20 protein-coding genes and 1 pseudogene are annotated in these 24,918 nt (G+C 62.4%); 14 read left to right on the top strand and 7 right to left on the bottom strand.

All coding sequences use genetic code 11. The annotated features are described in order from the left end of the window. Positions 1 to 38 precede the first annotated feature (38 nt). Positions 39 to 10,610 (top strand): LysM peptidoglycan-binding domain-containing protein, encoded by a 10,572-nt coding sequence (locus FJV80_RS07410; protein WP_142875994.1) that lies wholly within the window; start codon positions 39 to 41, stop codon positions 10,608 to 10,610. 13 nt (positions 10,611 to 10,623) lie between these two features. Here FJV80_RS07410 and FJV80_RS07405 read toward each other — a convergent pair whose 3' ends face one another. The 3 genes and pseudogenes from FJV80_RS07405 to FJV80_RS07400 all read right to left on the bottom strand — a co-directional run bounded on the left by FJV80_RS07405 (position 10,624) and on the right by FJV80_RS07400 (position 12,366). Beyond that, a complete protein-coding gene (locus tag FJV80_RS07405) occupies positions 10,624 to 11,304 on the bottom strand; it encodes a substrate-binding domain-containing protein (RefSeq protein ID WP_246688921.1) in 681 nt (226 codons plus the stop codon). Positions 11,305 to 11,415: 111 nt separating this feature from the next. Next, positions 11,416 to 11,508 (bottom strand): annotated as a pseudogene (locus FJV80_RS34945) (LysR family transcriptional regulator); the annotation flags it as partial. Between the two features lie 45 nt (positions 11,509 to 11,553). After that, positions 11,554 to 12,366 (bottom strand): L,D-transpeptidase, encoded by an 813-nt coding sequence (locus FJV80_RS07400; protein ID WP_348643951.1) that lies wholly within the window; start codon positions 12,364 to 12,366, stop codon positions 11,554 to 11,556. 202 nt (positions 12,367 to 12,568) lie between these two features. Here FJV80_RS07400 and FJV80_RS07395 point away from each other — a divergent pair, with 202 nt between their 5' ends. The 12 genes from FJV80_RS07395 (at position 12,569) to FJV80_RS07340 (ending at position 21,575) form a co-directional block, all read left to right on the top strand. Then, the gene (locus FJV80_RS07395; protein WP_246688915.1) at positions 12,569 to 13,150 is read left to right on the top strand and encodes a type III secretion protein; all 582 of its coding nucleotides are present in this window, start codon (positions 12,569 to 12,571) and stop codon (positions 13,148 to 13,150) included. Between the two features lie 19 nt (positions 13,151 to 13,169). Next, positions 13,170 to 13,790, top strand: coding sequence for a hypothetical protein (locus FJV80_RS07390; protein ID WP_142875992.1), 621 nt, complete (start codon positions 13,170 to 13,172; stop codon positions 13,788 to 13,790). A gap of 10 nt (positions 13,791 to 13,800) precedes the next feature. Continuing rightward, entirely contained in the window at positions 13,801 to 14,637 is an 837-nt protein-coding gene (sctJ, locus tag FJV80_RS07385; protein WP_142875991.1) for a type III secretion inner membrane ring lipoprotein SctJ, read from the top strand. Beyond that, positions 14,634 to 15,251, top strand: a complete 618-nt coding sequence (locus tag FJV80_RS07380) for a SctK family type III secretion system sorting platform protein (protein ID WP_142875990.1) — start codon at positions 14,634 to 14,636, stop codon at positions 15,249 to 15,251. The genes sctJ and FJV80_RS07380 overlap by 4 nt, the downstream gene beginning before the upstream one ends. Before the next feature lie 4 nt (positions 15,252 to 15,255). Further along, positions 15,256 to 15,876, top strand: a complete 621-nt coding sequence (gene sctL / locus FJV80_RS07375; RefSeq protein WP_142875989.1) for a type III secretion system stator protein SctL — start codon at positions 15,256 to 15,258, stop codon at positions 15,874 to 15,876. After that, the gene (locus FJV80_RS07370; RefSeq protein ID WP_095788782.1) at positions 15,873 to 17,231 is read left to right on the top strand and encodes a FliI/YscN family ATPase; all 1,359 of its coding nucleotides are present in this window, start codon (positions 15,873 to 15,875) and stop codon (positions 17,229 to 17,231) included. The genes sctL and FJV80_RS07370 overlap by 4 nt, the downstream gene beginning before the upstream one ends. Beyond that, positions 17,218 to 17,706: a hypothetical protein gene (locus FJV80_RS07365; protein WP_142875988.1), complete on the top strand. Its 489-nt coding sequence runs from the start codon at positions 17,218 to 17,220 to the stop codon at positions 17,704 to 17,706. Before FJV80_RS07370 ends, FJV80_RS07365 begins: the two co-directional genes overlap by 14 nt. Positions 17,707 to 17,858: 152 nt before the next feature. Continuing rightward, positions 17,859 to 18,833, top strand: coding sequence for a type III secretion system cytoplasmic ring protein SctQ (gene sctQ, locus FJV80_RS07360; protein ID WP_185975149.1), 975 nt, complete (start codon positions 17,859 to 17,861; stop codon positions 18,831 to 18,833). Continuing rightward, positions 18,826 to 19,479, top strand: a complete 654-nt coding sequence (gene sctR / locus FJV80_RS07355) for a type III secretion system export apparatus subunit SctR (RefSeq protein ID WP_095774392.1) — start codon at positions 18,826 to 18,828, stop codon at positions 19,477 to 19,479. The genes sctQ and sctR overlap by 8 nt, the downstream gene beginning before the upstream one ends. A gap of 19 nt (positions 19,480 to 19,498) precedes the next feature. Beyond that, on the top strand, positions 19,499 to 19,768 hold the full coding sequence (locus FJV80_RS07350) for a flagellar biosynthetic protein FliQ (RefSeq protein WP_095774393.1): 270 nt from the start codon (positions 19,499 to 19,501) through the stop codon (positions 19,766 to 19,768). A 9-nt stretch (positions 19,769 to 19,777) separates the two neighbouring features. Beyond that, the gene (sctT, locus tag FJV80_RS07345; protein ID WP_095788779.1) at positions 19,778 to 20,593 is read left to right on the top strand and encodes a type III secretion system export apparatus subunit SctT; all 816 of its coding nucleotides are present in this window, start codon (positions 19,778 to 19,780) and stop codon (positions 20,591 to 20,593) included. A 157-nt stretch (positions 20,594 to 20,750) separates the two neighbouring features. Then, the gene (locus FJV80_RS07340) at positions 20,751 to 21,575 is read left to right on the top strand and encodes a DUF1445 domain-containing protein (RefSeq protein WP_142875986.1); all 825 of its coding nucleotides are present in this window, start codon (positions 20,751 to 20,753) and stop codon (positions 21,573 to 21,575) included. A 467-nt stretch (positions 21,576 to 22,042) separates the two neighbouring features. Here the strand turns inward: FJV80_RS07340 and FJV80_RS07335 are convergent, their stop codons facing one another. The 4 genes from FJV80_RS07335 to FJV80_RS07320 form a co-directional block, all read right to left on the bottom strand. Then, entirely contained in the window at positions 22,043 to 22,498 is a 456-nt protein-coding gene (locus tag FJV80_RS07335; RefSeq protein WP_095774396.1) for a MucR family transcriptional regulator, read from the bottom strand. A gap of 362 nt (positions 22,499 to 22,860) precedes the next feature. Continuing rightward, on the bottom strand, positions 22,861 to 23,310 hold the full coding sequence (locus tag FJV80_RS07330) for a VOC family protein (protein ID WP_142875985.1): 450 nt from the start codon (positions 23,308 to 23,310) through the stop codon (positions 22,861 to 22,863). Between the two features lie 42 nt (positions 23,311 to 23,352). Continuing rightward, positions 23,353 to 23,775, bottom strand: coding sequence for a BA14K family protein (locus tag FJV80_RS07325; RefSeq protein ID WP_095774398.1), 423 nt, complete (start codon positions 23,773 to 23,775; stop codon positions 23,353 to 23,355). Between the two features lie 32 nt (positions 23,776 to 23,807). Further along, positions 23,808 to 24,230: an EF-hand domain-containing protein gene (locus FJV80_RS07320; protein WP_142875984.1), complete on the bottom strand. Its 423-nt coding sequence runs from the start codon at positions 24,228 to 24,230 to the stop codon at positions 23,808 to 23,810. 233 nt (positions 24,231 to 24,463) lie between these two features. On the opposite strand from FJV80_RS07320, the gene FJV80_RS07315 reads away from it, so the two are divergent. After that, positions 24,464 to 24,898 (top strand): EF-hand domain-containing protein, encoded by a 435-nt coding sequence (locus FJV80_RS07315; RefSeq protein ID WP_095793054.1) that lies wholly within the window; start codon positions 24,464 to 24,466, stop codon positions 24,896 to 24,898. Positions 24,899 to 24,918: the final 20 nt, after the last annotated feature.

The following is a 24,918-nucleotide window of genomic DNA, read 5'->3' as shown; positions in this document are numbered from 1 at the left end:
CGGGCTGCCGGCAACAGTGATTTCCGGAGGTCGTCCAGATGGTTCGCCCGATAACGCTCACCAAGCCGCCCCTCCAGACACAGAAGGTCAATGCCAACGCGGATGCCGCCCAGGTAGCACGGCTGGAGGCGCAGGCGGCGGCACTGCGCGATCAGATCAGGCTCGCCAACAGAATGGGCGAGCGCGATTGGGCGGCACAGGCTCGCCAGGAACTGGCGCATGTAAACACGCAATTGAGTTCCCTTCAGCCGAAGCCGGCAACGGCACCGGCGACACCGGGCGTCAATGTTGCGAACGCCGGCAATGGCACATCCGGCAATGGCACGACGGTGACGCCGGCACTCTACGTGAACACCAATCTCGCGACGCCGGTCGTGACTCTGGTGGACCTCGATGGGAGTCCGACCAGGGACGATCCCGCAGCAGCAAACACCGCCCGCGATATCGTCAACGACGTCACCGGAGGCAAAAGCATCGACCAGATCGCGTCTGACCGCCATATGACACGCGAGCAGGTTATCGCCGCGCTCAGGTCCGGCGGGATGACCGTGTCGGATGGAAGCGCGCCGAACGGCGACACGCAGACGACGAAAATCACGGATGCCAGCGGCCGCACCGTCACGCAATTTTATGATTACCAGCACGACAGCTATTATGCGACCGTCCAGGAACAGCCCGGCGGCGCGACGACCACCTCGCCGGTCCGGGATGGGCTCGGACGCAAGGAAACCACCAGCTACAATTCAGACACCGGCGCCCTAACGACGCGCTATGAGGACGACCTCGGGACCGGAACCGTTACCGAGCGGACGTCGCTGCCCAATGGAGCGTCGGTGGAAACCGTGACGCCGGGCGCCGGTCCTTCTCTTCCCGTGACCACGGTCACAGGTCCGGACGGCCGCAAAACCATATTGGCGCCCGCCCAGGATCCAGGCGGATCCGACACGCCGAACATCAGGCAAGGCCTTGCCGACGGAAAAAGCATCGACCAGATCGCAAAGGAAAATGGCCTCACCGACCAACAGGTGATCGCCGAGATTGAAGGCGCCGGCTATCAGGTCAAGGCCACCGACAGCAGCGACGCGCAGTCGGTCGAGATCGTCGATCCGCGCAGCGGCGACAAGACCGTCTACTCCCACGACTATCAGCACGACGTACGCACCGTCACCACCACGGCTGACGGCAAGCAAACCTCGCAATCCGTCGATGGTAACGGAACCGAGACCAAGACCGTCACCGACAAGGACGGCCGGGTGACGACGACGATCACCGAGAAGATCAATGGCGGCAAGCCTGTCGAATACGAGGTCAAGGCGGGCGACAACCTGACCCTTATCGCGCAGCAATATGGCGTGACGCTGGATGATCTCAGGCGCGCGAATCCGGAGCTTTTCAGCTCGCACCGCGATCCGGACATCATCGACACCGGAGAAAAGGTCACCATCGATAACGGTACGCGCACGACCGTGAAGGTTACCTTCAACGGCTATACCCTGACCACCAAGCCCGATGGCAGCTCGACGTTGCACAACAACACCACCGGCACCGACCTGCAGATCGAGGCAGGAAGCACGGAGGAATCGCTGGCCAAGACACTGCTGGCGGCAAACCCCAACAGCAGCGATGCCAAGGAGGCAAAAGAAAGCCAGGTCGTGAAGACCTTCGTCGAGGGGTTGTTGGCCGGGGAGACCTTGCCCAGCCTGATCGCCGCCGCGCAAAAAGCCGGACATGACAAACAGGACCTGATCGACAAATACCACCTGGGTAAGCCCGTCACGCCCAAGCTTGACGGACAGAACAGGGTTGTCGATCCACTCGGCGATCCACCGCAGGGCAACGCGCCCTCCGGCGGAAAGTGGATGCCGATGAAGATGGACGGCGTCTGGACCTGGGTCGATCCCCAGGTTGCTCAGGCCATCATCGACGAGAACATCGCGCTGTCGCGCGTCACCGAGACGCGGGCTCTGGCGGGCCAGGAGCAGGAGCAGCTCAACGTCGATATGCTCGATCCCGCCTACAAGGATGGCGTCGGTGGCGCGCAGACCATCCTGAATAAGGCGTTGGCGCCGCACGGCCTGCAATGGAACGCTCAGAAACCGAAAGGCACGCTTGCCGATGCGCGCGAGCGGCTGACCAAGGCCAACACCTTGCTGCAGAACGCGCGGGATGCCCGCGGCGAATATGAGAACGCCGGGCGCGTCCTTAAGGACGCCATCGCCGGGCAGGGTCCGCTAACCCCGCTGGGCGATCCGAACGCGCCGGCAGTCAGCGCGCGGGGCACTCCCGACCTTCATCCGCAACGCGATCAAAGCGTCGCCGACCACTCTGCCGTCGACAAGCTGTTTTCCGAGGTCGGCCTGCATCTGAGCAAGGGCGACAAGCTCACCGTCGACTTCCTGGTAGGGCAGGCCGAGCTCAACGGCGTTCCCAAGGACTCGAAGGAATACAAGGAGCTCACGAGCCTACAGACGACGGCAGGCAGCCAACTCGAACTGGCTCAGGCCTACCAGAACTATTTCGACGCCCATGCCGACGCAACCAAGGTCAATGCGCGGCAGACGGATCTTGAGCAGAAGCTGTCCAACGAGTATCTTGGCGAGCAGAAGTTTAATTTTGACGAGAAGTACAATCGCATCAGCGGCGATTACCTCGGGCACTACAAGAGCTCGACACTGGAGATCCGTGACGGCCAGCTCTGGGTGGTCAACCATTTCGACGAGGGAACCACCGAACAGCAGCTGACCTACAGCCTGACCGACAAGAATGTCCGGGACGAATATCGCGATCGCCAACTCAACAAGGACTGGCAGACGCTTCTGGCCGGCTACGATGCCAACGCAAAAGTCTGCACGGCAAATGGTCTGCAATCGGTAAAGGCCAGCGAGGAACAGGCGGCAAAGAGCCTGAACGACGTCCTCGACAAGCAACTCGGCAACAGCATTGCCGACCTCAAGACCCAACTGCCGACGCTGCAGACCAATTTCGACAATGCGCTGACGAACCACAAACCAGGAACGGTCGATGCTCCCGCGGGCACGCTACCCGATGGCGCGCAGCCGGTCGAGATCGATGTCGGCGGGCAGAAGATCAAGGTGGCGCCCGACGTTGCCCAAAACTACGCCAAGACGGGGATCGATGCGCTGACCAAGGGCGGGAAGGCGGTTTGGATCGATCTTGACACGGAAGATGACGATACCAGCGGTCGCTGGGTCGACCCCGAAGTCGCGGTCGCCAGGCTCAAGCTGGGGGCCGTCAGGCTTCAGATATCGCAGGCCGAGGATCTGCGCAGGGTGGTGCAAGGCTTCAGCGACTATCATGAGCTTCGGCTCAGCGAGCCTTCGCTGCTGGTGGATGACAACACCACGGTCGACAAGACCTATCTGGACAAGCATGAGCCGCAGGCGCTCGACGGCATGTATCAGCCGAGGTTCCAGCAGTTGCTCGCCAACGGCTACGACAACGAGTTCAGGCAACAGCCGGGCGCGGCCCTTGATGAAACGGTCGCCAAGAAGCTCGGCCTGGACAGTTCGACCGATGATGGGCGCGACGCGATAGACAATGTGACGGACGAGATCCGCGATATCGGCGGCAACAATCCGTATGTGCGCAGCGTGCCGATCTTCTATGTCGACGACCAGGTCGGAACGCAGCAGGTTACTCTCTTTGCGGTGCGCGACGGGGACGGCAACACCCGATATGTCGATGCCACTGGCAAGAAGTTCGATGACCTTGGTGATTTCCAGGACAACAACAGTCAGTTTGGCGAGAACGGCAAGCTTGTCGTTCCCAAAAACCTGGAGATGAAGGCCGGCGCCGACGGCAAGATCGCGCTTGAGGTGGTGAAAGCGCGAAACGTCTCGGTCTGGGATAAGGTCGTCGATCCGCTGGTTGGCATCGGTACCGGCATTGCCACCATCCTGTCATTCACGCCAGCGGCGCCGGTCGCCGCGCCGCTGGCCTATACGGGCGCGGCCTATCTCGGAGCCAGAGCCGTTATAAACGAGGCCAACCACCTGGATCACGGTGGCGAGTGGTACGACACCGAATCGCTCACGAATATCGCAAGCGCCGCGACAACAGTTCTCCCCGTGGCCTCCAGCGGCCTGCGCACCATCGGCATGGCGGCGAAGAGCGAGTCATTGCTGGCAGGCCTTGCTGCCAGCCCCCGCGCCTTCGCCGGAAGCATAGGCGCGACACGGTCGAACTGGGCGTTGGCGTCAGAAACCCGCACCTATATGCAATCGACCGCCAAACTGAACAAGACGGCGTGGGGGCTGGACGTCGGCTCGGTGATTGTCGGCACACCTTTGCTGGCGACATCCGCGTACGATCTCGCCGCCAACGGGGACCAGATGAACGGTCTCCAGCTTGCCAACGCGCTGACGGGTCTTGGCACTGGCGTCACCGGCACGGGGCTCGGCATCCACGGTCTGCGCACCATGCGGCCAGGAACGGGAACACAGGCGAGCTCCAACGGCCCCGGCGCCAACCCGCCGCCGGGCAATGGCGGTCCGCATCAGCAGCCGCCCGGTGGCAAGCAACCGCCCGGCGGCAAGGGACCGAGGCAGTCGCCGCCGGCGCTTGGCCCCGGCTCCTCCGGACGCCCGATGAATATCTATGAAATGGGCGCCGATGGCGTTTACCGGCCGACGGGAGAGCAGGTCTTCCATGACCCCAGCCACCCGGTGATCCCGGGAGAAGCGATCAAGGGCGATGACGCCGGCGGCAATGATCCGACGGTACTGACGGGCCGCGATTCTGATGGCTCGACTGCCCAAGGCACACCGCATCCCGCTGATGGCGACCCCATCGTGGTGCCGGGTGAGCCGACAGGAAAAGACGGACCGGTACGCCTGGTCTGGGATCCGCAGACACGCAGCTTTGCCGGCATGCCCGAACGCGACACGAGCGGCTACGTCTACACCAGCGGCAAGGATCCGAAGACGTCCTCGGCCTATCTCGACGGCCTGGGCGCCGAGCAGCTGGTGGCTCGCTACGAGCAGGAGAAAAGCTATTATTCCAGCGCCGAGATGGCCGAGCGCTACGGCCCGGACGGCGTCCAGGTTCCACGCACGCCGCTTCGTGACGTACTGCCGGACTTCCGCGCCGGCCTCACCTTCCGGGTCCGGTTGAACACCGGCGACGCATTCGGGATAGGCTCGCCGACAATTGCGGCCGTTGGCTTCGGTGTCGGAACCAAGACCGATTTCGGCATGATCGGGTGGTCGATCGTCGACAGCGTCAGCCAACGCAGCCTGACGCCGTTCAAGGACGCGCTCGGCACCCAGGGCGTCGTATCCTACCGGGCACGCGAATACAGGAATATCACAAGCCTCCAGGCCGGCGTGTGGCCGGTGTCCAACCAGACGGCCTTCCCGGTTCGCAGCAGCGATCTGTCGGCGGCGGCGAGCAAGGCGATATTCCACGATGCCAGCGACTATGAGGCCAATCCGGTCGATGCCGCTATCGTCGGGGTGACACCCGACGGCGAAGGCACTGTGATCGAGATGATCTACACGCCTTCGCTGACTGGCAAGGAGGCTACCCTCGCGCCCGGCCAGCATGATTTCTTTGGGGTGCCGGCGGAAAACAGCTCCGGCCATGTCACGCTGCAAGGCGCGCTTCCGTTCGATCGTGTCATGACCGAGACCAAGGCCGGCATACGCCTGCCGATCGTAGCCAATCACGTCGCGGCGGTGGGCGAGATGCCACGCGTCGGCTTCGAGAGGCGCCCGGAACTGTCTGTCAAGGACACGTTGCAGCCGGGCGACATAGTGTCGACGCAGGCATTCGACCAGATCCAGTCCGCGCTCGGCTCGACAAGCCTGAAGATCCAGTTCGCGGTCAAGGACCCGGCGAAGGCGTCCGAACTGATCGCAGCCATCGGCCAGGGCGATGGCATCCGCTCGATCCGTGACCTCGTCAAGGCCGGTCAGATCGATCCGTCGAACACGGTTTCTCTGGTCGATGAGCCGACGCTGAGCGGATTGCGTCTTTCGGCAGTGCCGGGCAAGGCGGCCAGGGCAGACATCGTTTTGCTGACCGGCGAGAAGGCTCGCGTTGTAAATCCCGAGGCGATGCTGGTCGACGTCATCTTCAACGATCACAACAACCTGCCGGGCGTGCTGGGTTTCAATCCCGACCGGATGGTCACGTCCGCGACCTACAAGGTGAAATCGACAGTACAATCATGGCTTCCGGCACGCTTCCAATCCGACGGACCGCCTCAGTCCCGGTACATGCCGAGCGCCGGCAACATCTACAAGAACCTCTACGGTTCGCATGGCAGCCCGGCCACGCGCTACACGGTTTCACTGTCGACGCATCCTCTGCCCGCGGGTGCGCTGACTTTCAGCGCCGAGGTGAGGGTCCAGTACAAGTCCAAGGCGGCCAGCATGGCTCCTTCGATCGCCAAGAACGAAACCGCGACACTGACCTTCGATCGCGCCGACGGGCAAACCGAGGAACTGACGGTCCCGGCCTGGCTTGCCCATACCGTGGAAACCTCGCATGACGGCGCGGCGACAGGCATCCCGAAGGGCGGCAAAGCCTCCCTGGAGCAGTTCCTCGGCGGACTGGAAAAAAACGCAAGACCTGATCAGCGCGCCGCGATCGAGCAGTTCCGGACTGAATTCGGCCCGTCGATCGTCGATGGCGGCTTCATGCGCCAGAACGTTGCCGACGGTGTGCTGACGTTCCTCTCCTCGCAGGTGGGCAGCCGCCGAAACGGCCCGATTCAGATCAGGGACGAGCTCGGGCAGTCCGTGACGGCAACCCGTTATGGACCGCTGCCGAAGAGCGCGGAGAATGTCTATGTGCCACCCGCCGACGGACCACCGGCGCGTGGCGACGAACCGGAGTTGATGCACAAGTCGCATATTTTGTTCCGCGATCCGGAGACCGGAGAAGCATCCGTCCTGCCATGGATGCGCGGCGCCTCCGAGGACCATGTTCCGGGCACTCGGCCGGAGGGTGAGGCCGTGCCGCCGGCGGCAACGCCGGTCAGGAAGGCGATCGAGGCGGCGCCTCCAACGACCTATTCGCTGCAACAGGTCCGCAACATGCGGCAGCCCGAGAAATGGAAGGCCGGCGAGATCTATACGCGCGAACTCAATGGGTCGCCTGGAGAAGCGCATTTTCCGGTCGATGCCAACCCGGGTGGAGCCCACCCCGTCTCAGGCGCGGGTGGCCGGTATGTGGATGCGCCCGTCTTCAAGAGCGACGACGTGATCGAAGCCATCGAGGTCAAGACCTACCATCGCTGGACGACGATCAACGGTGTCGCGCAGATGCGCGAAGTGCCGCTCACGCCGAAATTGCAGGAGCAGATCAACAAGGATGTGGCGCTGCGGGATGAGAACCCGGGCTATCAACCGCGCTGGGTTTTCCTTGACGCGCCGCCTTCGCCCGAGTTGCAAGGGGCGCTCGATGATGCCGGGATCGTCGGCAACATCTTCGGACACAACAAACCTGCCGCTGCAACTTCACCATCCCAGTCCGCGGCGACCAAAAGCAGTTCGGGCCGAACTATCCAGCTCGAAGACGAGAGCGGCAAGGTGATCACGGCGGCGATGCTGGGCACCGAGCCAAGGGGACCGGAACGGGTCTATGTTCCGCCTTCCGACGGTCCACGGGCGTGGGGCGACGCCCCGGAGCTAGCGGACAAGACGCACATACTGGTGTACGACCCCAGTACGGGCGAAGCTGTGGTGCTGCCCTGGATACGCGGTGCTTCCGACGAACACGTGCCGGGAAGCCTGGATCGTCCGGAAGAGGGCGATCAGCCCGCTGGTGTAGACGAGGGAGCAAGCAATGCCGGCCGACCGTTGCGCGGCAATGTCGGCCCCTATGTTTTCCGCGCCGACACGCGCTCGCCGGGCGAGATCAGGGACGCGGGAGGCTTCTCGCCGCCGCTGCCGACAGGGATCTGGGTGGACAACCCGCAAGGCATCGCGCTGAGCAATTATGTCATGGGCAATACCCATGGCCGTTTCGTTGGCACGAGCCAGTCGGTCTCAGGGGCGAAGGCCTTCGTCTCGGAGGAGTCGCGGGCCGCGCGCCAGCAAGGCTACACCTATCTCTACACATTGAATCCGAGCCGGCCGCGCCTCCACGTACCGACCGAGTTCGAGGCGATGGGCCGGCCTGTCGGCGACAGGATGGCCCGTGTCGACGAGACCGCAGTCGACGGCAGCATACCGTGGGGCGAGGTCCATGGTTGGCGGATGATGGGCCCAGACGGCACCTTCGTCAGCGGATTTACCCGCAACGAGGATGCCGTTGCTCCAGGCGCATCGACGCCGAAACGCCCGCAGATCATCTTGCGGCCAGCCGACGAATTCTGGGATGTCGGCGCTCCGACGGAGGCGCCGGTAACCGAAGCGGTGGTCGACGAGACGCCATCCGTGACGGCCAACGAAACGCCGCAGGTGGTGGACACTTCGGCCGAAACGTCCTCGCCGAGCGTCACTTGGCCGCCCGTGTCCGACGACGGCAGGGCGGTTTTTGACCCGGCAAGCGGAAGGATCGTCAGCCTTGAGCTTCCGGCGAGTTCCGCAGCGCAACCGGGACATGCCCAACCGGTACGGGCGCCGACCGGGCCGGAAGTCAGAGCATTTTCCACCGATCAGATTTCAGGGCTGACCGGGGCGCAGTTGCACGCCATCAAGCCGGAGCACATCGCCAAGCTGACGCCCGAGCAGGTTGCCACACTGAGCCCAGAGCAGATCGGGCAACTGACGATTGATCAACTTGCGGCGCTGCGGCCGAAGCAGTTGCGGGCGCTGAGCAGCGAACAGCTCCAGGCGATCAGGCCAAGCAGATTACAGGCCATTGCGCCTGGCCGCATCAGCGGCTTGCGACCGGATCAGGTTGCCGCCTTCTCGCCCGAGCAGCTCGCTGCCTTGACCTTGGAGCAAGTGCGCAAGCTGACGCCTGACCAGATCGCCAAGCTCAGCGATGAGCAGCGCAACGCCTTTACGTCGGAACAGTTCGCGGCCATGAGACCTGCCCAGTTCGGCCATCTCGATGGGACGCAGTTCGCGGCGTTCAATCCCGACCTTGTCGCGGCACGCAATCCCGCGACAACGGCAAAGCTGTCGCCGGACCATATATCGGCGCTGACGCGTGAGCAGCTAGGGACCCTGACCGTTCATCAGATCGAGGCGCTGACCAGGCAACAGATCGGCGCCCTGACGCCGAAGCAGCTTGGCGAACTGAGCCCCGGCCAGTTGCGCAAGTTCACGCCCACGCAGTTTACCTGGATGTCGACGGAGCAGACGAATGCGCTTTCCGTGCTGCAGCTGACAACCTTTCGGGCTACCCATAAAAAGGCGCTGACGCCGGATCAGGCGGCCGGCGTCGATCTGGCGCTGAGCCACGCCAGGATGCGCGAAAACGCTCAGGCTCTCGCCACCTTTGGCGGCATGTCGACCACATCCTACGTGCTGTGGAGCTCGTTGCCTCCGACCTGGACCGCCACCGCCGGAGCGGTTGCGTTTGGCGTGCGGGGCTTCGTGTTCGGCACGCAGGCGATCTTTCCCAACGCGACGGCAAGCCACAGGCCGTTCGGGCGGTTCCTCAATGCGCTTGGCGGCGCCACGTTCATTGCCGCGGCGCCAGGGGCCGCGACCGGAATGGTCCAGGGCAAGGATCTTGTCGTCAACAGCACGTTCTCGCTCGGCAACGTCGTCTATGGCACGAAGTCAATGCTGCAGTCGTTCACCGGCAGGCCGGTGATCCGGAACCTGGCCGAGCATCTGGCTGGCCCCGGTTATGTGCTCGGCTGCGCTGTCTATACACTTCACTCCTGGCCGGCGCCGATCGCCACGGTCGCCGGCACCATGTTCACGTTCGGCTGCGCGGAGTTCTGGGCGTCGGCGATAAGGACGGACCGGATGAACCGCCGTTCGGTGCCGCGAACCGATGCCGATATCGCGGCCGCTGCGAAGTCCGACAAGAAATGGGCTGCATGGGATCGCTGGACGCTGGGCATCACTTTCGGCATCGGAATGCTTCTCTTCTCACTGGACTCGCTGCTCGCCCAACCTTGGGACCCCAAGACGGTCGCCCCGCCCGATCCGAACAAGCCGGATGGCGATGCGTCCTCCCAGCAGCCCGACGATCACCCGGATGTCCCAGACGAACCGAAGACCCCGCCCGAACATTTCCCGCAACTTGTGGTGTCGGCGGACGATGGCCTGAATTTGCGGAGCCAGCCCGAGGGCGACGCCGCCGTGGTGACGGTGCTGCGACCCGGCTCATTCGTCGAACAGACCGCGAGGCCTTCGACCGACCCGTCGGGAAAGGCCTGGATAGCCGTCGAAGGTTTCGGAACGGATGGCAAAATGCACAGCGGCTGGGCTTCCGGCAACTATGTCGAGGTTCATCCCGAAGGCAGCAGCAATCCGCAGGGCCGCACGAACCCGACACTGGAGAAGGACGGCTATCAGTGGGTCGAGGTCAGGAACGGTGACAGCATCCGCCTGATCGCCAAGGCGCATTCAGCCGATGTTGCCGATACGGTGGTGCTGAACATGGATCATATTCTAAGCCCGGATATGATTTTCTCCGGCGACCGCATCTACCTGCCGATTGCGGCGGTTGGCTGAGACGGCGCGGGTTCTAATCGGCAGGTTGGGCCTTGCCGATTCTTGCGGCGAATGCATGTGCGATGCAGCCGGCCAGCTTTGCCGCACGCTCCGCTATCGGATTGGACGGTTCGGAGGAGTATGAAGCGGTGAACCGCAGGTCGGAGGGATGCCATTCGCAATCGACGATGCGCAGCGAGCCGCTGGCAGTATGATCCTGAACGACTTCCCTGGGGAGGGAGGCGATACCGATCCCGTTCAGCGTCATCGTGATGGAGGCGGCCAGCGAATTGGCCGGAAAGATACGCGGCGTCGCTTCAAGCTCACCGGTCAGCTTGCGGTAAAGTTCGCTGTAGGGTCTCGTCGTGCGCGCATAGCTGATAATCGGAAATTGCATCAGGTCGCTTAGCGTCAGCTTGCCTCGATTGGGCAATTTCAAGGACGGCGAGCAGACCCATACGAGCGGAAAGGAGGGCAGCTCTATATTCTCGATGCTGTATTCCTGAATGGGACCCATCAGCACCGCAAGATCAAGCCGGTGGGACATGAGCTCATTGCGCAGCGTCGTCGTCGTGTCGACGACGATGTCGGTATCGACGAGCGGATAGTTCGCCTGCAATTCCTTAAGGAAATCCGCCAGCCAGGTGTGCACGATGGTCTCGGCAACCCCGAGCCTGAGCACGCCCGCTGTTTCCGAAAGGGAGCTTGCGGTCAATTGCAGCCGTTCGGCGACACGCAGGACCCGCTGCGCCGGCGGCAGCAGCCTTTGTCCCTCGGCGGTCAGCCTTACGGTGCTGCTCTGCCTTTCGAACAGCTTGGCGCCGAGCGCTTCTTCCAGACTGGCTATCCGGGTCGATACCGCCGGCTGCGTTGTGTTCAAGCGTTCCGCAGCCTTTCGGAAGCTTCCGAAAGTCGCCACCAGGAGAAAGGTTTCAAGCTGCTTGATGTTGAAAGGGATCACGATTCAATGCCGGACAATAATCTGGGCGCCGATCTTCACTCGGTCATATAGGTCGATAACGTCTTCATTGGTCATTCGAATGCAACCGGAGGAATTGGCCTGCCCGACGGTCCATGGCTGATTGGTGCCATGAACGCGATAAAGCGTGTTGCCGATGTAGAGCGCGCGTGCGCCCAGCGGGTTGTTCGGTCCTCCTGCGACGCGCGCCGGCAGCAAATGGCCCTTCGATGCTTCCCTGAACCGCATGTCGGCCGGTGGTCGCCAATCCGGCCAGTCCTTCTTGCTCGAAATCGTGTCGCGACCGGACCATTCCAGACCCTCCTTGCCGACGCCGACCGCATATCGCAGCGCCTTGCCGTTTCCCAATATGTAATAGAGACGCCGCTCCCTGGTGTTGATCACGATTGATCCCTTCGGTTGCGTCTCAGCGAAATCGACGATCTCCCTCGGTATTGCCGACCATGCCGGCCGTATTTCGCCATCCGAGGCCTGGCCGGGGGCGGATGGCGAGACAAGCACATTTCGGGCTTGATCGTAGCTCCAGCTTCTCGGGTCGTAGCCGCTGTTCGATTGACCTTGCGCCGGCGCCATCGCGGCAGTCAACGTGGCAGCGACCAGAACCGATTCACCCAAGCCCTTGCCGAGCCGCTCCCCGATCAGGGGCCATTGCCAAGCAATGCCGGTCGGACCATTCAGGCTCAAGAGCAGGTTCTTGCGTGCCGCCACCTGGGCTGATCCCTTCAAATCCGAGCAACAAACCAGCGCCCGCGAGCCTTCGCTGCCCGATTCCAGCCCGCACCATATCGCTTTGCTCACTGACCGCAACATTTGGAACTAACTACGTGAGTTCAATCCAATTGGACTTCCATTTTAGCAACGCACGCGATAGGGTGGAAATTGGCGGGTAACCCATGAGACGGGCGACGCGGGCTAGCTCCGCGCGTCCGTGATAGGATCAATTTTGACGGGTCGCGTTACCTGCCTCGTGGACCGGTTATCGGGAGCCAACGCTGCCTTCATGGCTGGTGTGATCCTGCTGTTCACGCTTGCTGCTTCGCAGGCGAACGCCGCCGAGCCGCGCTGGCCCGCGGGCCCCTACAAATATATCACCATCGACCAGTCGGTGACGGATGCGCTCGCCGAGCTTGGCCGCAACATGCGGGTGCCGATGCGCGTCAGCAAGCTCGTTAAGGGACGTTTGAGCGCCGGTATGCAAGTTGGAACGGCGCGCGAATTTCTGGAAGATATTTGCAATCGATACGGTCTGGTCTGGCATTTCGACGGTATCGTCATGAACGTCGCCACCGAAGCTGAAATCCAGACCGAACTGATCCCGCTCGATGCCAACACGGCCGCCGGCGCGGAAGATCGGCTTTCGCGGCTGGGCGTCATCGATCCGAGGTTTCCGACCAAGGTCTCCAGGCAAGATGACGTCGTCTCGGTGTCGGGGCCGCCCTCCTACATCGAACTGGTCAGGAAAACGCTCGGAGTTCCTGCGGCGACGGGCACCAAGCAAGAGCCGGGCAAAGTTGTTTCGGTCCGCGTTTTCCGCGGAACGCAGGCGGAGGTGTATAATGTCCCCTCCGCCCAACCGAACTAGGAAAGAGGAGGGCAGGTCCATGCAAATCGCGCCGATTGGAGCTCTGGAAGCTACGCTTGCAAACTTGACCACCAGCATAAGCTCACAACAGCAGATCACCGCCGGCGCTGCAGCGCAGCCTGGCAACGGAATGGTCGGAGCCAAGCAGGAAAAGCACGACGCCGCGAAGGTCAACACGCCTGAGCGCGGTGATGTCGCCACACGTGCGGGTCAGCAGGTGGCACAGGCATCGTCCGGCGCCAGTCCGGCAACGGCTGGACAGTCCTCAAAACCGGGAAGGACGGAGCCGATCGTTGAGCGCAAACTCTTCGACTATCTGGCCGAGGTGGAAAAGACCGGAGGGGGCCCGGCCACGGATCCCTCGGCCTTGTTCGGCTCCGCTGTCCAGTCGCTGGAAGGAACCATGCAGCAGGTCCAAAAGGCCCTTGGCAAGGCGAACATCCCGGCGCAAGCCGAGACCGCCGCCACGCCGGATGCCGCCGCGGCAGGCAAGGAAGCCGAAAATGCGCCGGCAAAGAATGCCCAGCACCTGCTCGAGCGATCCATTTCGGTGATGTGGGCAGCAGCCAATCTGGAAGTCGTGACCAGCAGCGTGAAGGCCGTGACGTCGTCCACCAGCACGTTGATCAAGCAACAGTAGGCGCCGCGGAATGCTCGTGCCCGAATTGTTCCAGTCGCGACGGTCGGCGCTGTTCAATCGATGTGCCGCACGGTGCCGCGTGGCGCTTGTCGTCGCCGGCATGCTGATGCTCCAGGCCTGTTCGGTGGAACTCTATTCCAACCTCGATCAGCGGCAGGCCAACGAAATCGTGGCCACGCTAATGCGTCACGGGATTTTGGCCCAGCGCGAGGCCGGCAAGGACGGCAAGATGACGGTTTCGGTGCAGAAGGGCCGCTTTGCCGAGGCAATGGCCCTTCTCGACGAAAGCGGTCTACCCAAACAGGAATTCCAGACGCTCGGCGACGTATTCAAGAGAGGCGGGCTCGTATCTTCGCCGGTGGAAGAGCGGGCAACGATGATCTATGGCCTGAGCCAGGAGCTGTCGCAGACAATCTCCGAAATCGACGGCGTGCTTTCCGCGCGGGTTCACCTGGTCCTGCCCGAGAATGATCCGCTGAGGCAGCAGTTGGTGCCGTCGTCCGCGTCGGTATTCATCAGGCATCGCGCATCGGTGCCGATGAACGAGCTGATCCCGCAGGTCAAGATGCTGGTGGCCAAGGGCATCGCCGGGCTGACCTACGACAATGTCTCCGTCACGCTCATTTCGGTCGCCGCGACCGCCCCGGAGCAGGAATCTGAGCCAGGGTTCATAACTTTCCTTGGTCTCTGGCTGCATCCGGACAGCGTGGCGGCGGCGATGTGGCTGTTCTACGGCATGGCGGCCGCGATACTCGCGCTGGCCGCCCGGTTGGCGTACCTGCAGTGGTATCGACGGCCTAATGTCTACGCCCTTGAAGCTTCCGCAGTCCCCGCGAGGAAGGCATGACCGGGGCCGGCTCGGAGCAAGCGGCCAGCCCGGAATGGCAGGCCTTCATCTCTAGCCTCGCATCCTATGCGGACGCGGCCCGACTCGCCGAATGCTTTGACGATGCGATCAGCGAAGCTGCGTGCCAGCGCATGTTGCAGTCGCAACGCCTGCATGAGCGGTTGTCGAAGCTTTTGCTCGATCACTACCGGCTCTCTTGCGCGACCGATGAACCGTCGGACTACGTGGATCGGGCGATTGCCTTGTCGTCGGGCGAGGAATTGGAGGACCTAGCTCTTCGCTCGGGTGCGATCTACTGGGCCGGCAATCTTGCCGCCGCCATTGACGGGCGCGAAGCCGATGCGTTGCAGACTGCGCTGGGCGCGGATCTCTGCACTTTTGCGGTTGCCAATCGCGATCTGGCCGGTCCAACGCGGCCGTTGCACCCGCTTGAGGATATCCGCGGTCGTGTCTATGCCGATGGTTTGAGCTGCCTTGGCGGATGGTGCCAGGCGATGCCCGGCGAGACAGGCGCGCGCGTCCGCATCAAGCTCATGCCGCACGAATTCGTCGACCGGACCGCCAAGCCGTTCATCGAGGCCGGTCCGGCAATTGTGCGGCGAGCGATGGGTTAGCGCGATGGCCGAAGCGGACACCGCGACCGTTGAAATACCAAGGCGCCCCTATGCCCGCATCCTGCGCGCCGCTGAAGCGCGGGCCTGGCAGGATGGATATGCATTTCTCGATGCCGCGAGGCGTGATGCCCAGCAAATGCGCGAAGCCGCCCTGCGCGCCTACGCAGCCGAATACGCTCAGGGTTATGAGGACGGCAAGGCGCAAGGCGACGCGGATGCCAGCCGGCTGATAAGCGAAACGGCAGTCAAGGTGGATCGCTATCTCGGCGGGCTCGAAGCCGAAGTCACCGGGCTCGCCCTCGAGGTCGTCAGGCGAATTCTGGGGGAGTTCGACGTCGGCACGCTTGTCGCGAGGGCTGCTGGACAGGCCGTGACCGAAATTCGCCGTGCCAGATATCTGAAAATCCGTGTCCATCCCGCTTCCGTGGACCGGGTCCGCGAGGAGCTGGACACGGTCTTGCGCAACAGCGATCTGGGTATGATGGTTGAAATCGATGCGGATGATGCGCTGGCGCCGGCGGCCTGCATCCTCTCGACCGATATCGCCGTCATTGACGCCAGCATCGACGCCCAGCTCGATGCCGTCGCCGCCGCAATCCGGTCAAGGGCCGAGGCGCCGGCATGACAGGTCCCGCCATCGATATCGAAAGCCGTCTGGCGTCCATCATTCCAAACCTCCGTTCTGGCCTTCGCGACGATTCGAGCCGTCCCCGCAAAGGACGTGTCCGGCGGGTCACCGGAACGGTCATTCATGCGACCGTCGAAGAAGCCAGGATCGGTGAGATATGCGAGCTGGTCGACCCCAGAACCGGCCGGACGACCAAGGCGGAAGTCGTAGGCCTCATGGATGAGATGGCGGTCCTTGTTCCACTGGGCGATCTGACCGGGCTTTCAAGCCTAACCGAAGTCGTTGCGACCGGGAAGGACCAGCTGGTGCCCGTCGGCCCCGGCCTTCTGGGCCGGGTGATCAGCGCGTTCGGCGAACCTTTGGATGGCAAGCCGCTTTCGCCGGACGGCATTGTCGGCAGCTATCCGGTCAATGCCTATCCGCCATCCCCGCTGGAGCGCAGTCTGATTTCCGAGCCGATCCAGCTCGGAATCCGCGCCCTCGACGGGCTGCTCACCTGCGCACGCGGGCAGCGCGTCGGTATCTTCGGCGAGCCAGGCGTCGGCAAGTCCATCCTGCTTTCCGATATCGTCAGCGGCACCGACGCCGATGTCGCCGTGGTCGCCCTGGTTGGCGAGCGCGGGCGCGAGGTGCGTGAATTCCTCGAACACCAGCTTGGATCGGAAGGGCGCGAGCGGGCGATCGTCGTCGTCGCAACTTCGGACCGGCCCGCCATCGAGCGTGTCAAGGCCGCCTATGTGGCGACAACCATAGCCGAATTTTTTCGGGACCAGGGCAAGCATGTGCTGCTTGCGATGGACAACATAACGCGGTTTGCGCGTGCGCAGCGCGAGATCGGCCTGGCCTCGGGCGAGCCGCCGACGCGCCGTGGTTTCCCGTCTTCGCTGTTTGCGGTCCTGCCGCGTCTGCTCGAGCGCTCGGGCCCCGGTCGAGTCGGGTCCATCACAAGCCTCTACAGCGTTCTCCTGGAAGGCGACGGCACGCTTGATCCGGTCGCCGAGGAAATCCAGGCGCTGCTCGACGGCCACGTCTTCCTGTCGAACGAGCTTGCGCAACGCAACCATTTTCCCGCCATCGACGTCCTGCGCAGCCGAAGCCGCCTGATGGATGCCGTCGTGCCGCCGGCACATCGGGCTGACGCCGGCCGCTTGCGCGAACTGCTCGCCCGCTATGCCGACATCGAACTGCTCCTGCGCGTCGGCGAGTACGAAAAGGGCAACGATGCCGTGGCGGACGAGGCGGTAGCGAAGATCGATGCCATCAACGCCTTCCTGCGCCAGCCGTCCGCAACATATGAGACCATCGACGGGACACGCCAGCGCATGCGGGAGATCGTCAATGAAGGAGCCTGACATGATCGCTCGACTGCGCGACCTCAGACGCCGCCGCCAGGAGCGCGCACAGGAAGAGGTGATCATAAGGCGCGCCGCCGCCAACCAGGCCGCGAGGGAAGTTCAGGAGGCGGCCGCGGCCGTCACGGAACACCTCCTGCGCACTGCTAACGCCGAGGATGCGGCCTTCGATGCGCTGGTCGGGCAGCCGGTGAATGCCGCCAGCCTCCACCGGCTGCAGGGACGGTTCGAGGTCGCCGCCAGGAAAACCGGGCAGTTGCGGGAAGGCGAGAAAATGGCCGGCGTCGTCGAGAAGCGACGGAAAGTCGAGCTGTCGGCAGCCCGCAACGACCACCGTGCGAACATCAAGGCTGTGACCAAGCTGGACAGGCTGTCGGAGCAATTGGCCAAACGCAACGCGCGTCGCCGCCAGGCCCTCGCCGAGCTTTCCGAGGAAGAGGAGCGCGGCCAGCCGCGCTTGTCCACAGAACGATAGCCCAATCCGTGATTGATATGGATGTGATGCCTCAAGACTTCGCGCCGGCAAGAACGAAAGCGCGGGCAAAACCGGCGAAACGCGCGGCGGCACAGTCGAGCAGCGGAGAGCCACTGACTTTAGTAACCGTAGCGACCGCGGATGTCGGGGCGTTGAACGCCTTCTACCGTCGCCGCACTGCCGCGCAGATCACGATTGCCGGGAAGGCCATGGCGATCGCGGCCGCCTGGCCGGGGCTGAATTCCGCGAACCAGCCGCTATGCGCTGTTGGCTTCACCGTCGGGGACATGGCCGGGCAATTGCGCCTGCCGCTTTCTGTTGTCGAGCGAGGTCTCGCCAGGGTCGACGGGGCGGTCGATATGAAACGGCTTGCGCCGGCCCACGCCGCGCTCCTGTTGGAGGCCACGTTCGAAGACGATCTCGAATATATCGAGGCCAGACTGGGCGAGAAGATCGCGATCACCTCGCTGGCACCGGGAGATGCCGTTTCGGGGGAAACTCCATTCGCTTTCGCCCTGACCGACAAGGATGACACCATAGGCTGCGTCCTGACGACGAATGACACCGGTCTGCCGGTACGGATCGGCCGCCTTCTCGACGAGCTCGGCAAAACCAGGCCGCCGATCCCGGCCGAATTTCCGCTGTCGGTCCGTCTTTGGCGCGGTCCGCTTGCGATCACCATTGGCGAGCTTCAAAGCCTGCAGGCTGACGATGTGGTGCTGTTCGACGACACGGCGGAAGAGGGCGTGGCGACGCTCATCATTGCCGAGCGCCTTTTCGCGCCGGTGGGCCTGACCGCCGGCGGCCCGCAATTGCTTGCCGCGCCGACCGCAATCACTGGATCGAACTGGGAGTGGGCCATGAACCAGAATACGCCGCCGCCGGACACCTTGGAAGAATCGACTTTGGACGAATTGCCGGTCGTCCTTGCCTTCGAGGTCGGCCGCACGGCAATGCCTCTTGGAGAAGTAAGGCAGCTTGCGCCCGGCGCCATCATTCCGCTCGTCGAGGTAACCGAGGCGACTGTCGACATCCTTGCCAATGGCAGGCGTGTCGGCCGCGGCGAGATCGCGCGGATCGGAGAAAGCCTGGGCGTGCGGGTCCTGCGCATGTTCGACAATGCTTGATAACTCGCCCAACCTGCTTGGAATCCTTATCGCCGTCGGTGTGGTTGGGTTGCTGCCTCTGGCAGTCGTCACGATGACGGGCTTCCTGAAGATATCGGTCGTGCTGTTCCTCATCCGCAACGCGCTCGGCGTTCAGCAGATGCCGCCCAATCTGGTGCTCTATGGCATAGCGCTCGTGCTGACGGTCTATGTCACCACGCCATTGCTGAGCGAAATGTCGAGCCGGCTTCAGGAAGGACAGGTGCAGTTCCAGACGACGGATGACCTTGCCAGGGCAGCACAACTCGTCAGGGAGCCGTTGCAGCGCCACCTCATGAAGTTCACCCAGCCGCAGGAGCGGCAATTCTTTCTCGACGGAACGAACCGCCTTTGGCCGGAACAGGCGCGGCAAAACCTCAAGGACGACGACCTGTCAATCCTTGTCCCTGCCTTTGTCGCATCCGAGCTTACCCGTGCCTTCGAGATCGGCTTCCTACTTTATCTGCCTTTCCTGATCATCGATATCGTCGTTGCGAACGTGCTGATGACGCTCGGCATGATCATGGTTTCGCCGGTCCTGATTTCGATCCCGCTGAAACTGTTCCTTTTCGTCGCGATAGACGGCTGGTCGCGGCTGATGCATGGCCTCATCCTGAGCTACTCATGACGCCGCCGGGGGTTTTCGCATGAGCAATGATTTTATTCTGGCGAAGGTCCAAGGCGCGCTTCTCACGGTTTTGCTGGCCTCCAGCCCGGCCATCGTCGCGGCACTGGCCGTCGGCGTGCTCGTCGGCCTTGCCCAGGCACTGACACAGATTCAAGATCAGTCGCTGCCGCAGACGATAAAGCTCGTCGTCATCCTTCTGGTTATCATCGTCTTTGGTCCATTGCTCGCGCAGCAGATTGCGCAACAGGCGTCGACCGCGCTGGACGAGTTTCCCATCGTCACCCGCTGAGATACGAGGATGCCGGTCGAACCGCTCTTCACCTCGGTCAAAGAGCTCCAGTTCTATCTTCTGGCAGGTGCTTTCGCGCTCGCGCGCATGACCGGGTTCATGCTGCTCATGCCGCTTTTTTCGCGTGTGCCCCTGTCAGGACTTCTGCGCAATGGTGTTGCGTTGGCGCTGGCGGTTCCGGTCTTTCCGATGATCGTGAGCAAGCTGACGACCACCGATCTGCCGATGACGATGATCGTGCTGTACATGCTCAAGGAGGTCGTGGTCGGGGTGACACTCGGGCTGGCGATGGGCATACCGTTCTGGGCGGCGGAAGCGGCGGGCGATATACTGGATCTGCAGCGCGGCTCCTCGATGGGTGCGCTGATCGATCCGATGATGACCCATGAGACAGGGGCCACGGGCACCTTGCTCGCCATCATCATGGTCACGATCTACCTTGCAGCCGGCGGCCTGCAGCTTTCGCTGACAGGCCTCTACGACAGCTATGGTCTTTGGCCGATCGATCATCTTCTGCCTGTGTTCAGCAAGGACGCGGCTGGAATCTTTCTCGATCTCATGAACCGCATCCTGGTGATGGCGCTGACCCTCGTTTTCCCGCTCATCATCAGCATGCTCTTGTCTGATATTGTGCTGGCCTTCCTGGCGCGTGCCTCACCGCACCTGAATGTTTTTGCGCTTTCGCTGGTCGTCAAGACATTGGTCTTCAGCCTCGTCTTCGTCCTCTACGCGGCTTTCCTTCTCTCTTACATGAATCGCGATCTCGCCTTTCTGCACGAAGCGGGCCGGCAGATCGAAGCGATCGGCTGCCGCGATTGTCAGTGAGAGTCAGTATGTCTATGCAAAACTGCTAATAACTTAGACTTTGCCATCTAAGCAATAAATACAATTTATCGACGAGGAAAGATTCTGTTGATTTGACAATCCGCTAGGTCGCCATGATCCTACACTCTTTCCTGAAACGTGCGTATTTTCGGAAACCATGCCTCGCCAAGTCACTTCATTGTTCTATGACAATTTGCGGCTAGTCGATGCAGACAAACTGCGGACACTGGTCAGGACGGGCGAATATGAAGGGCGCACAGGAGGGCTTGCAAGAGGCAAGCTTCAAGCCAACGTCGTGATTGTGCCCCGTCGCTTTGCAAGCGATTTCCATCAGTTTTGCGTCCGCAACCCTAAAGCCTGCCCCTTGGTCGCGGTAAGCCGCGCCGGCAGCCCATTGCTTCCAGCGCTAGGCGATATCGATATCCGCACCGATGCTCCGCAATACAATATCTATCACTTTGGGGAGGTGATCCGTCAGAGGACAGATATCATCGACCTTTGGCGGGACGATTTTGCCGCCTTCGCGCTCGGCAGTGCGCTTACCGTCGAAGCGGCCCTCGTGGAAAAGGGCGTCAAGCTCCGCAGCATCGGCCACGGCAAAGCCCTCCCAAAGTTTCGGACCAAGATCATGACGCGCGGCGCGGGACCTTTTGGTGGCGAGATGGTCGTGTCCATGCGTCCCATGAGACGCTGCGATGTCGACAAGGTTCGCGCCCTCACCGCACGCTTCCCGCTTGCCCACGGTTCTCCCATCCATGTCGGAGATCCATCGATTATCGGAGTAAGAGATCTGACCGCTCCCGATTGGGGCGATGCGGTCGAAATCCTGGAAGGGGAGGTCCCAGTGTTCTGGGCCAGCAGCCTGACCGCGCAAGATGCACTTGCTCGCGCCGAACTCGCGATCTCGATCACGGTATCGCCAGGGCATATGTTGATTACCGACGTCGACGCCACAGCGGATGCGGGCACTTTCAAGGTGTGATAGCAGCGGTTCTGGCATCCAGCGATACCGTTGTCCTCATGTTCGGAAGTTGACGACCGAGACATGTTGGGAGCATCCGTCGGCTTTTCAGGTCTAGCCCCGAACCCGTCAGTCCGCTTGCGACCCCAAAAGCGGTTCTGCAATTTGGGGGTTCCTGGAAGCTTTTCGAACTTTCTGCCTTGCGCCTCCAGGTGAATTGCGTTCGCTTATGATGGAAGTTCGATGTCTCTATCCGCAGCTATGCGAACTTGAGCAATACGAATTCTGGGGTTCGAGTCGGTAGACCGCTACATTCCGAGACCCACTATCGAGGAAGCACTCTTCTACTATCGGCGATGCTCAGTCGAGAATTTAAACGTCGAAGAGCGCCTGGTATAAGGTGGTGCGCCCCCGGCACGTCGCCGGTGGGTCGTTTTGGTCGAAAAACCAGAGCGCCCAAGGTGGGACGCTCCAGAAGCTTGTCTCTACTAGGCCCTGGACTTGCGCTTGGCAGGGACTTTTTTAGCAGAGACCGGCTGCGGTTTGCGTCCTAGCCCCGCCGCCTTCGCAAGTGTTGATCTTTGAGCCGCGTAATTCGGCGCAACCATAGGGTAATCCTGCTTCAATCCCCATTTCTCGCGATATTCATCCGGAGAGAGTCCGTAGTGTACCGAGAGATGCCGTTTTAGCGATTTGAATTTCTTCCCGTCTTCGAGGCAGATGATGTAGTCCGGCGCTACCGACCGTTTCGGATTGATGGCTGGCTCCTGTTTCGGCAGCTCGGCCACATTCGGCTGGCCAAGGCCTGTCAGTGACGAATGGATCGACGCGATGAGATCTGACAACGCAGCAACGGGTAGTGGATTTTGGCTTACATAGGCAGAGACAATGTCTGCAGTCAGCCCGACGAGATCGGCCGTTTGGGCTTCGTTTTGATCGCTCAAGTATCAGCTCCTACGATAGGGATAAAGCTCGCCCCACGCATCTGTCGTATACCGCAATTTTGAGCGATGCCGAGAGAAATTCCACCAGCGGATACTGTTAGATGGATGTCACGGAGACCAAGCCACAGAGCGCATCCAATTCGCCTGGGGTTCTTGGAAGCTTTTCGAACTTTCTGGATCGCGCCGCAGCCCGAGTTGCATTTGCTTATGGACAAGGTGGGTCAGTAGATTCGATTTTCGGATAAGAGGTGTCGACCTCTGGCACGTGTGCCTTGCTGATAGCGCGCGTCAGCACGAGCGCCTAAGTATTCCCAACGACAGCTTTGCGCCCATGCAGGCAGCGGCATACGTCAAAACAACGCTTAAAGCGTGTCGTCTGAATCCGTTGAGACGTGACGCTCGGTTCTGCCGCCCCATTCCTCGGGCGCGACATCGGCGATCGTCTGCGAGAAAGTCCAGGCGTGGCCGGCGAGATCGCGGCAGGAATATTGCCGTTCGCCATAGGGGTAGCTCGTCGGCGCGGTCAGCGCCATGGCGCCGCGGCGCATCGCGCGGAGGTGGTGCGCATCGACATCCTCGACACGCACCATCACCGAGAATCTCTCGTCGCCGGGCGACAGCGCGGATCCGCCGCTCTTCAGGGTCGTGACCACGACGCCCCCGTCGCCGAAGCCGAGCTGGACGCGATGATTGCCGATCGTCAGCCGCAATTCGAATCCGAAGGCTTCGCAGAGCCAACGACTCGCCGCTTCCACATCTGGGTAGGCAAGCACCGGTATGACCGTATTGGCAGGCATGGAGCGGTTCTGCATGGGCGAGCCTCCTTCCGGGGTCGATGACGGCAGCGCCGCGTTTCAATTATAGGGCGACCGGCATTGCTGTAGAGGGCCGTCATAGGGCTGGTAGCTGTTATCCCAGGCGCGGTAGGAGCGGTAGTGGTCAAAGCACCAGCGCACATGGGCGGCCGCCAGGCGCGCCGCGGGGGGCGGGGGTGGCGCTACCGTGGCGGCCGCCACGCCGGCCGCGAAGGCGGCGGCCGGGAACCAGTAGCCATTGTAGTAGCGGTAGCCGGGCCGTACACGCCAATAACCCCGGTAACCATTGTAGTAATAGGCGCCGCCGACAACGTAGAAACCGCGCCGGTACCAGACCGGCGTTGCCTGGCTGGTCACGGACGCCGGAACTGCCGGCGCCGCAAGCGGCATGGCCTCGGCCGGCGAGGCCAAGATCACGGCGCCGAGCATCAGGCCGCAGAAAGCAGTGATCATTCTCTTCATCGATAGTCTCCTCTGATTTGGTTTGGCATGGATCACGGGCGCTTCAGCGCCCGCAGTTCGGAAATCGAAAGCGCGCCGTCGCCGTCGGTGTCTGCCTGCAGCAGCCGGTCGGGAATGGCGGCCGTGAATTCGTCGCGCGAGATTTTGCCGTCGCCGTTGCGGTCCATGCGCCCCGCCTCGGCCTGCAGCCCCGTGAACCGTCCGGCCTGCACGTCGCGCTTCGCCTTGACCTGTGCCATGGCCGCCTGCACCTCGTCGGGGTCGAGCACGCCATTGTGGTTGGCGTCCAGCCGGTCGAACATCAGCGCCCGCGCTGCCTGGATCTCGCTGAATTCGAGCTTTCGGTCGCCATTGGTGTCGATGCGCCGGAACGCCTCCCTGGCGCCTTGGTCGGCTGCGAATGCGCTGCAGCCGCACAGAAGCAGCCCCGCAAAGGCGGTCACGATCTTGGTCATCTGGGTCTCCGCTGAAATCGACGGCCCGCCGCGGACCGTCCTTGCAGCGTCTCCTACGCAAGAGTTCGCCGGCTCCTACGCGCCGTCTTCGAATTTTTCGGAAGGTCGATGCACGGGGCACCGCGGTATGGCGGCCGCCAAAAAAATCCGGACGTCGGCGTAGGAGCACGAACCGGGCTGCGTATTGGCCGACAGTCGCTCCCCCGCGACGTCACAATCGAAAGGAACCACCCATGAAACGCTCAGCGATCCTTGCGGGCCTGCTTCTAGGCCTCACGCCGATCTGCGCCGCCGCGGCGCAGGACATGCCCGGCCAGCGCATCCTCCAGCGCCTCGACACCAATGGCGACGGGGCGATATCGAAGGACGAGATCCTTGGCGCCCGTGAACGTCTCTTCAAAAGGCTCGACCGCAATGGCGACGGCGTCATCGACGAGAACGAGATCGAGACCGCCCGCCAGGCCATCGATGACCGCGCCCTGGCAGCCGAGGCCCGCCTCGGCAATCGCTGGCGGCGCATGGACAGGAATGGCGACGGCAAGGTCACCGAGAGCGAGTTCCAGGCCAGCACGCCGCTCTTCGATCTCGCCGACCGCAATGGCGACGGCAGGCTCTCCGCCGACGAGATCGCGGCGATCCGCAAGATCGTGGCTGCTCACGCCAACTGACCAACCTGCCTGCCAGAAAG

The sequence above is a fragment of the Mesorhizobium sp. WSM4310 genome (assembly GCF_007003935.1).
GTDB lineage: Bacteria > Pseudomonadota > Alphaproteobacteria > Rhizobiales > Rhizobiaceae > Mesorhizobium.
This window is presented reverse-complemented; position numbering and strand designations above follow the sequence as displayed.

Coding starts and splice junctions, on each gene's coding strand:
- sctL (WP_142875989.1), top strand. CDS start 15,256: ATGGCCGAAGCGGACACCGCGACCGTTGAAATACCAAGGCGCCCCTAT.
- FJV80_RS07380 (WP_142875990.1), top strand. CDS start 14,634: ATGACCGGGGCCGGCTCGGAGCAAGCGGCCAGCCCGGAATGGCAGGCC.
- FJV80_RS07410 (WP_142875994.1), top strand. CDS start 39: ATGGTTCGCCCGATAACGCTCACCAAGCCGCCCCTCCAGACACAGAAG.
- FJV80_RS07395 (WP_246688915.1), top strand. CDS start 12,569: ATGGCTGGTGTGATCCTGCTGTTCACGCTTGCTGCTTCGCAGGCGAAC.
- FJV80_RS07340 (WP_142875986.1), top strand. CDS start 20,751: ATGCCTCGCCAAGTCACTTCATTGTTCTATGACAATTTGCGGCTAGTC.
- FJV80_RS07325 (WP_095774398.1), bottom strand. CDS start 23,775: ATGAAGAGAATGATCACTGCTTTCTGCGGCCTGATGCTCGGCGCCGTG.
- FJV80_RS07350 (WP_095774393.1), top strand. CDS start 19,499: ATGAGCAATGATTTTATTCTGGCGAAGGTCCAAGGCGCGCTTCTCACG.
- FJV80_RS07320 (WP_142875984.1), bottom strand. CDS start 24,230: ATGACCAAGATCGTGACCGCCTTTGCGGGGCTGCTTCTGTGCGGCTGC.
- sctR (WP_095774392.1), top strand. CDS start 18,826: ATGCTTGATAACTCGCCCAACCTGCTTGGAATCCTTATCGCCGTCGGT.
- sctT (WP_095788779.1), top strand. CDS start 19,778: ATGCCGGTCGAACCGCTCTTCACCTCGGTCAAAGAGCTCCAGTTCTAT.
- FJV80_RS07315 (WP_095793054.1), top strand. CDS start 24,464: ATGAAACGCTCAGCGATCCTTGCGGGCCTGCTTCTAGGCCTCACGCCG.
- sctJ (WP_142875991.1), top strand. CDS start 13,801: ATGCTCGTGCCCGAATTGTTCCAGTCGCGACGGTCGGCGCTGTTCAAT.
- FJV80_RS07390 (WP_142875992.1), top strand. CDS start 13,170: ATGCAAATCGCGCCGATTGGAGCTCTGGAAGCTACGCTTGCAAACTTG.
- FJV80_RS07370 (WP_095788782.1), top strand. CDS start 15,873: ATGACAGGTCCCGCCATCGATATCGAAAGCCGTCTGGCGTCCATCATT.
- FJV80_RS07365 (WP_142875988.1), top strand. CDS start 17,218: ATGAAGGAGCCTGACATGATCGCTCGACTGCGCGACCTCAGACGCCGC.
- FJV80_RS07330 (WP_142875985.1), bottom strand. CDS start 23,310: ATGCAGAACCGCTCCATGCCTGCCAATACGGTCATACCGGTGCTTGCC.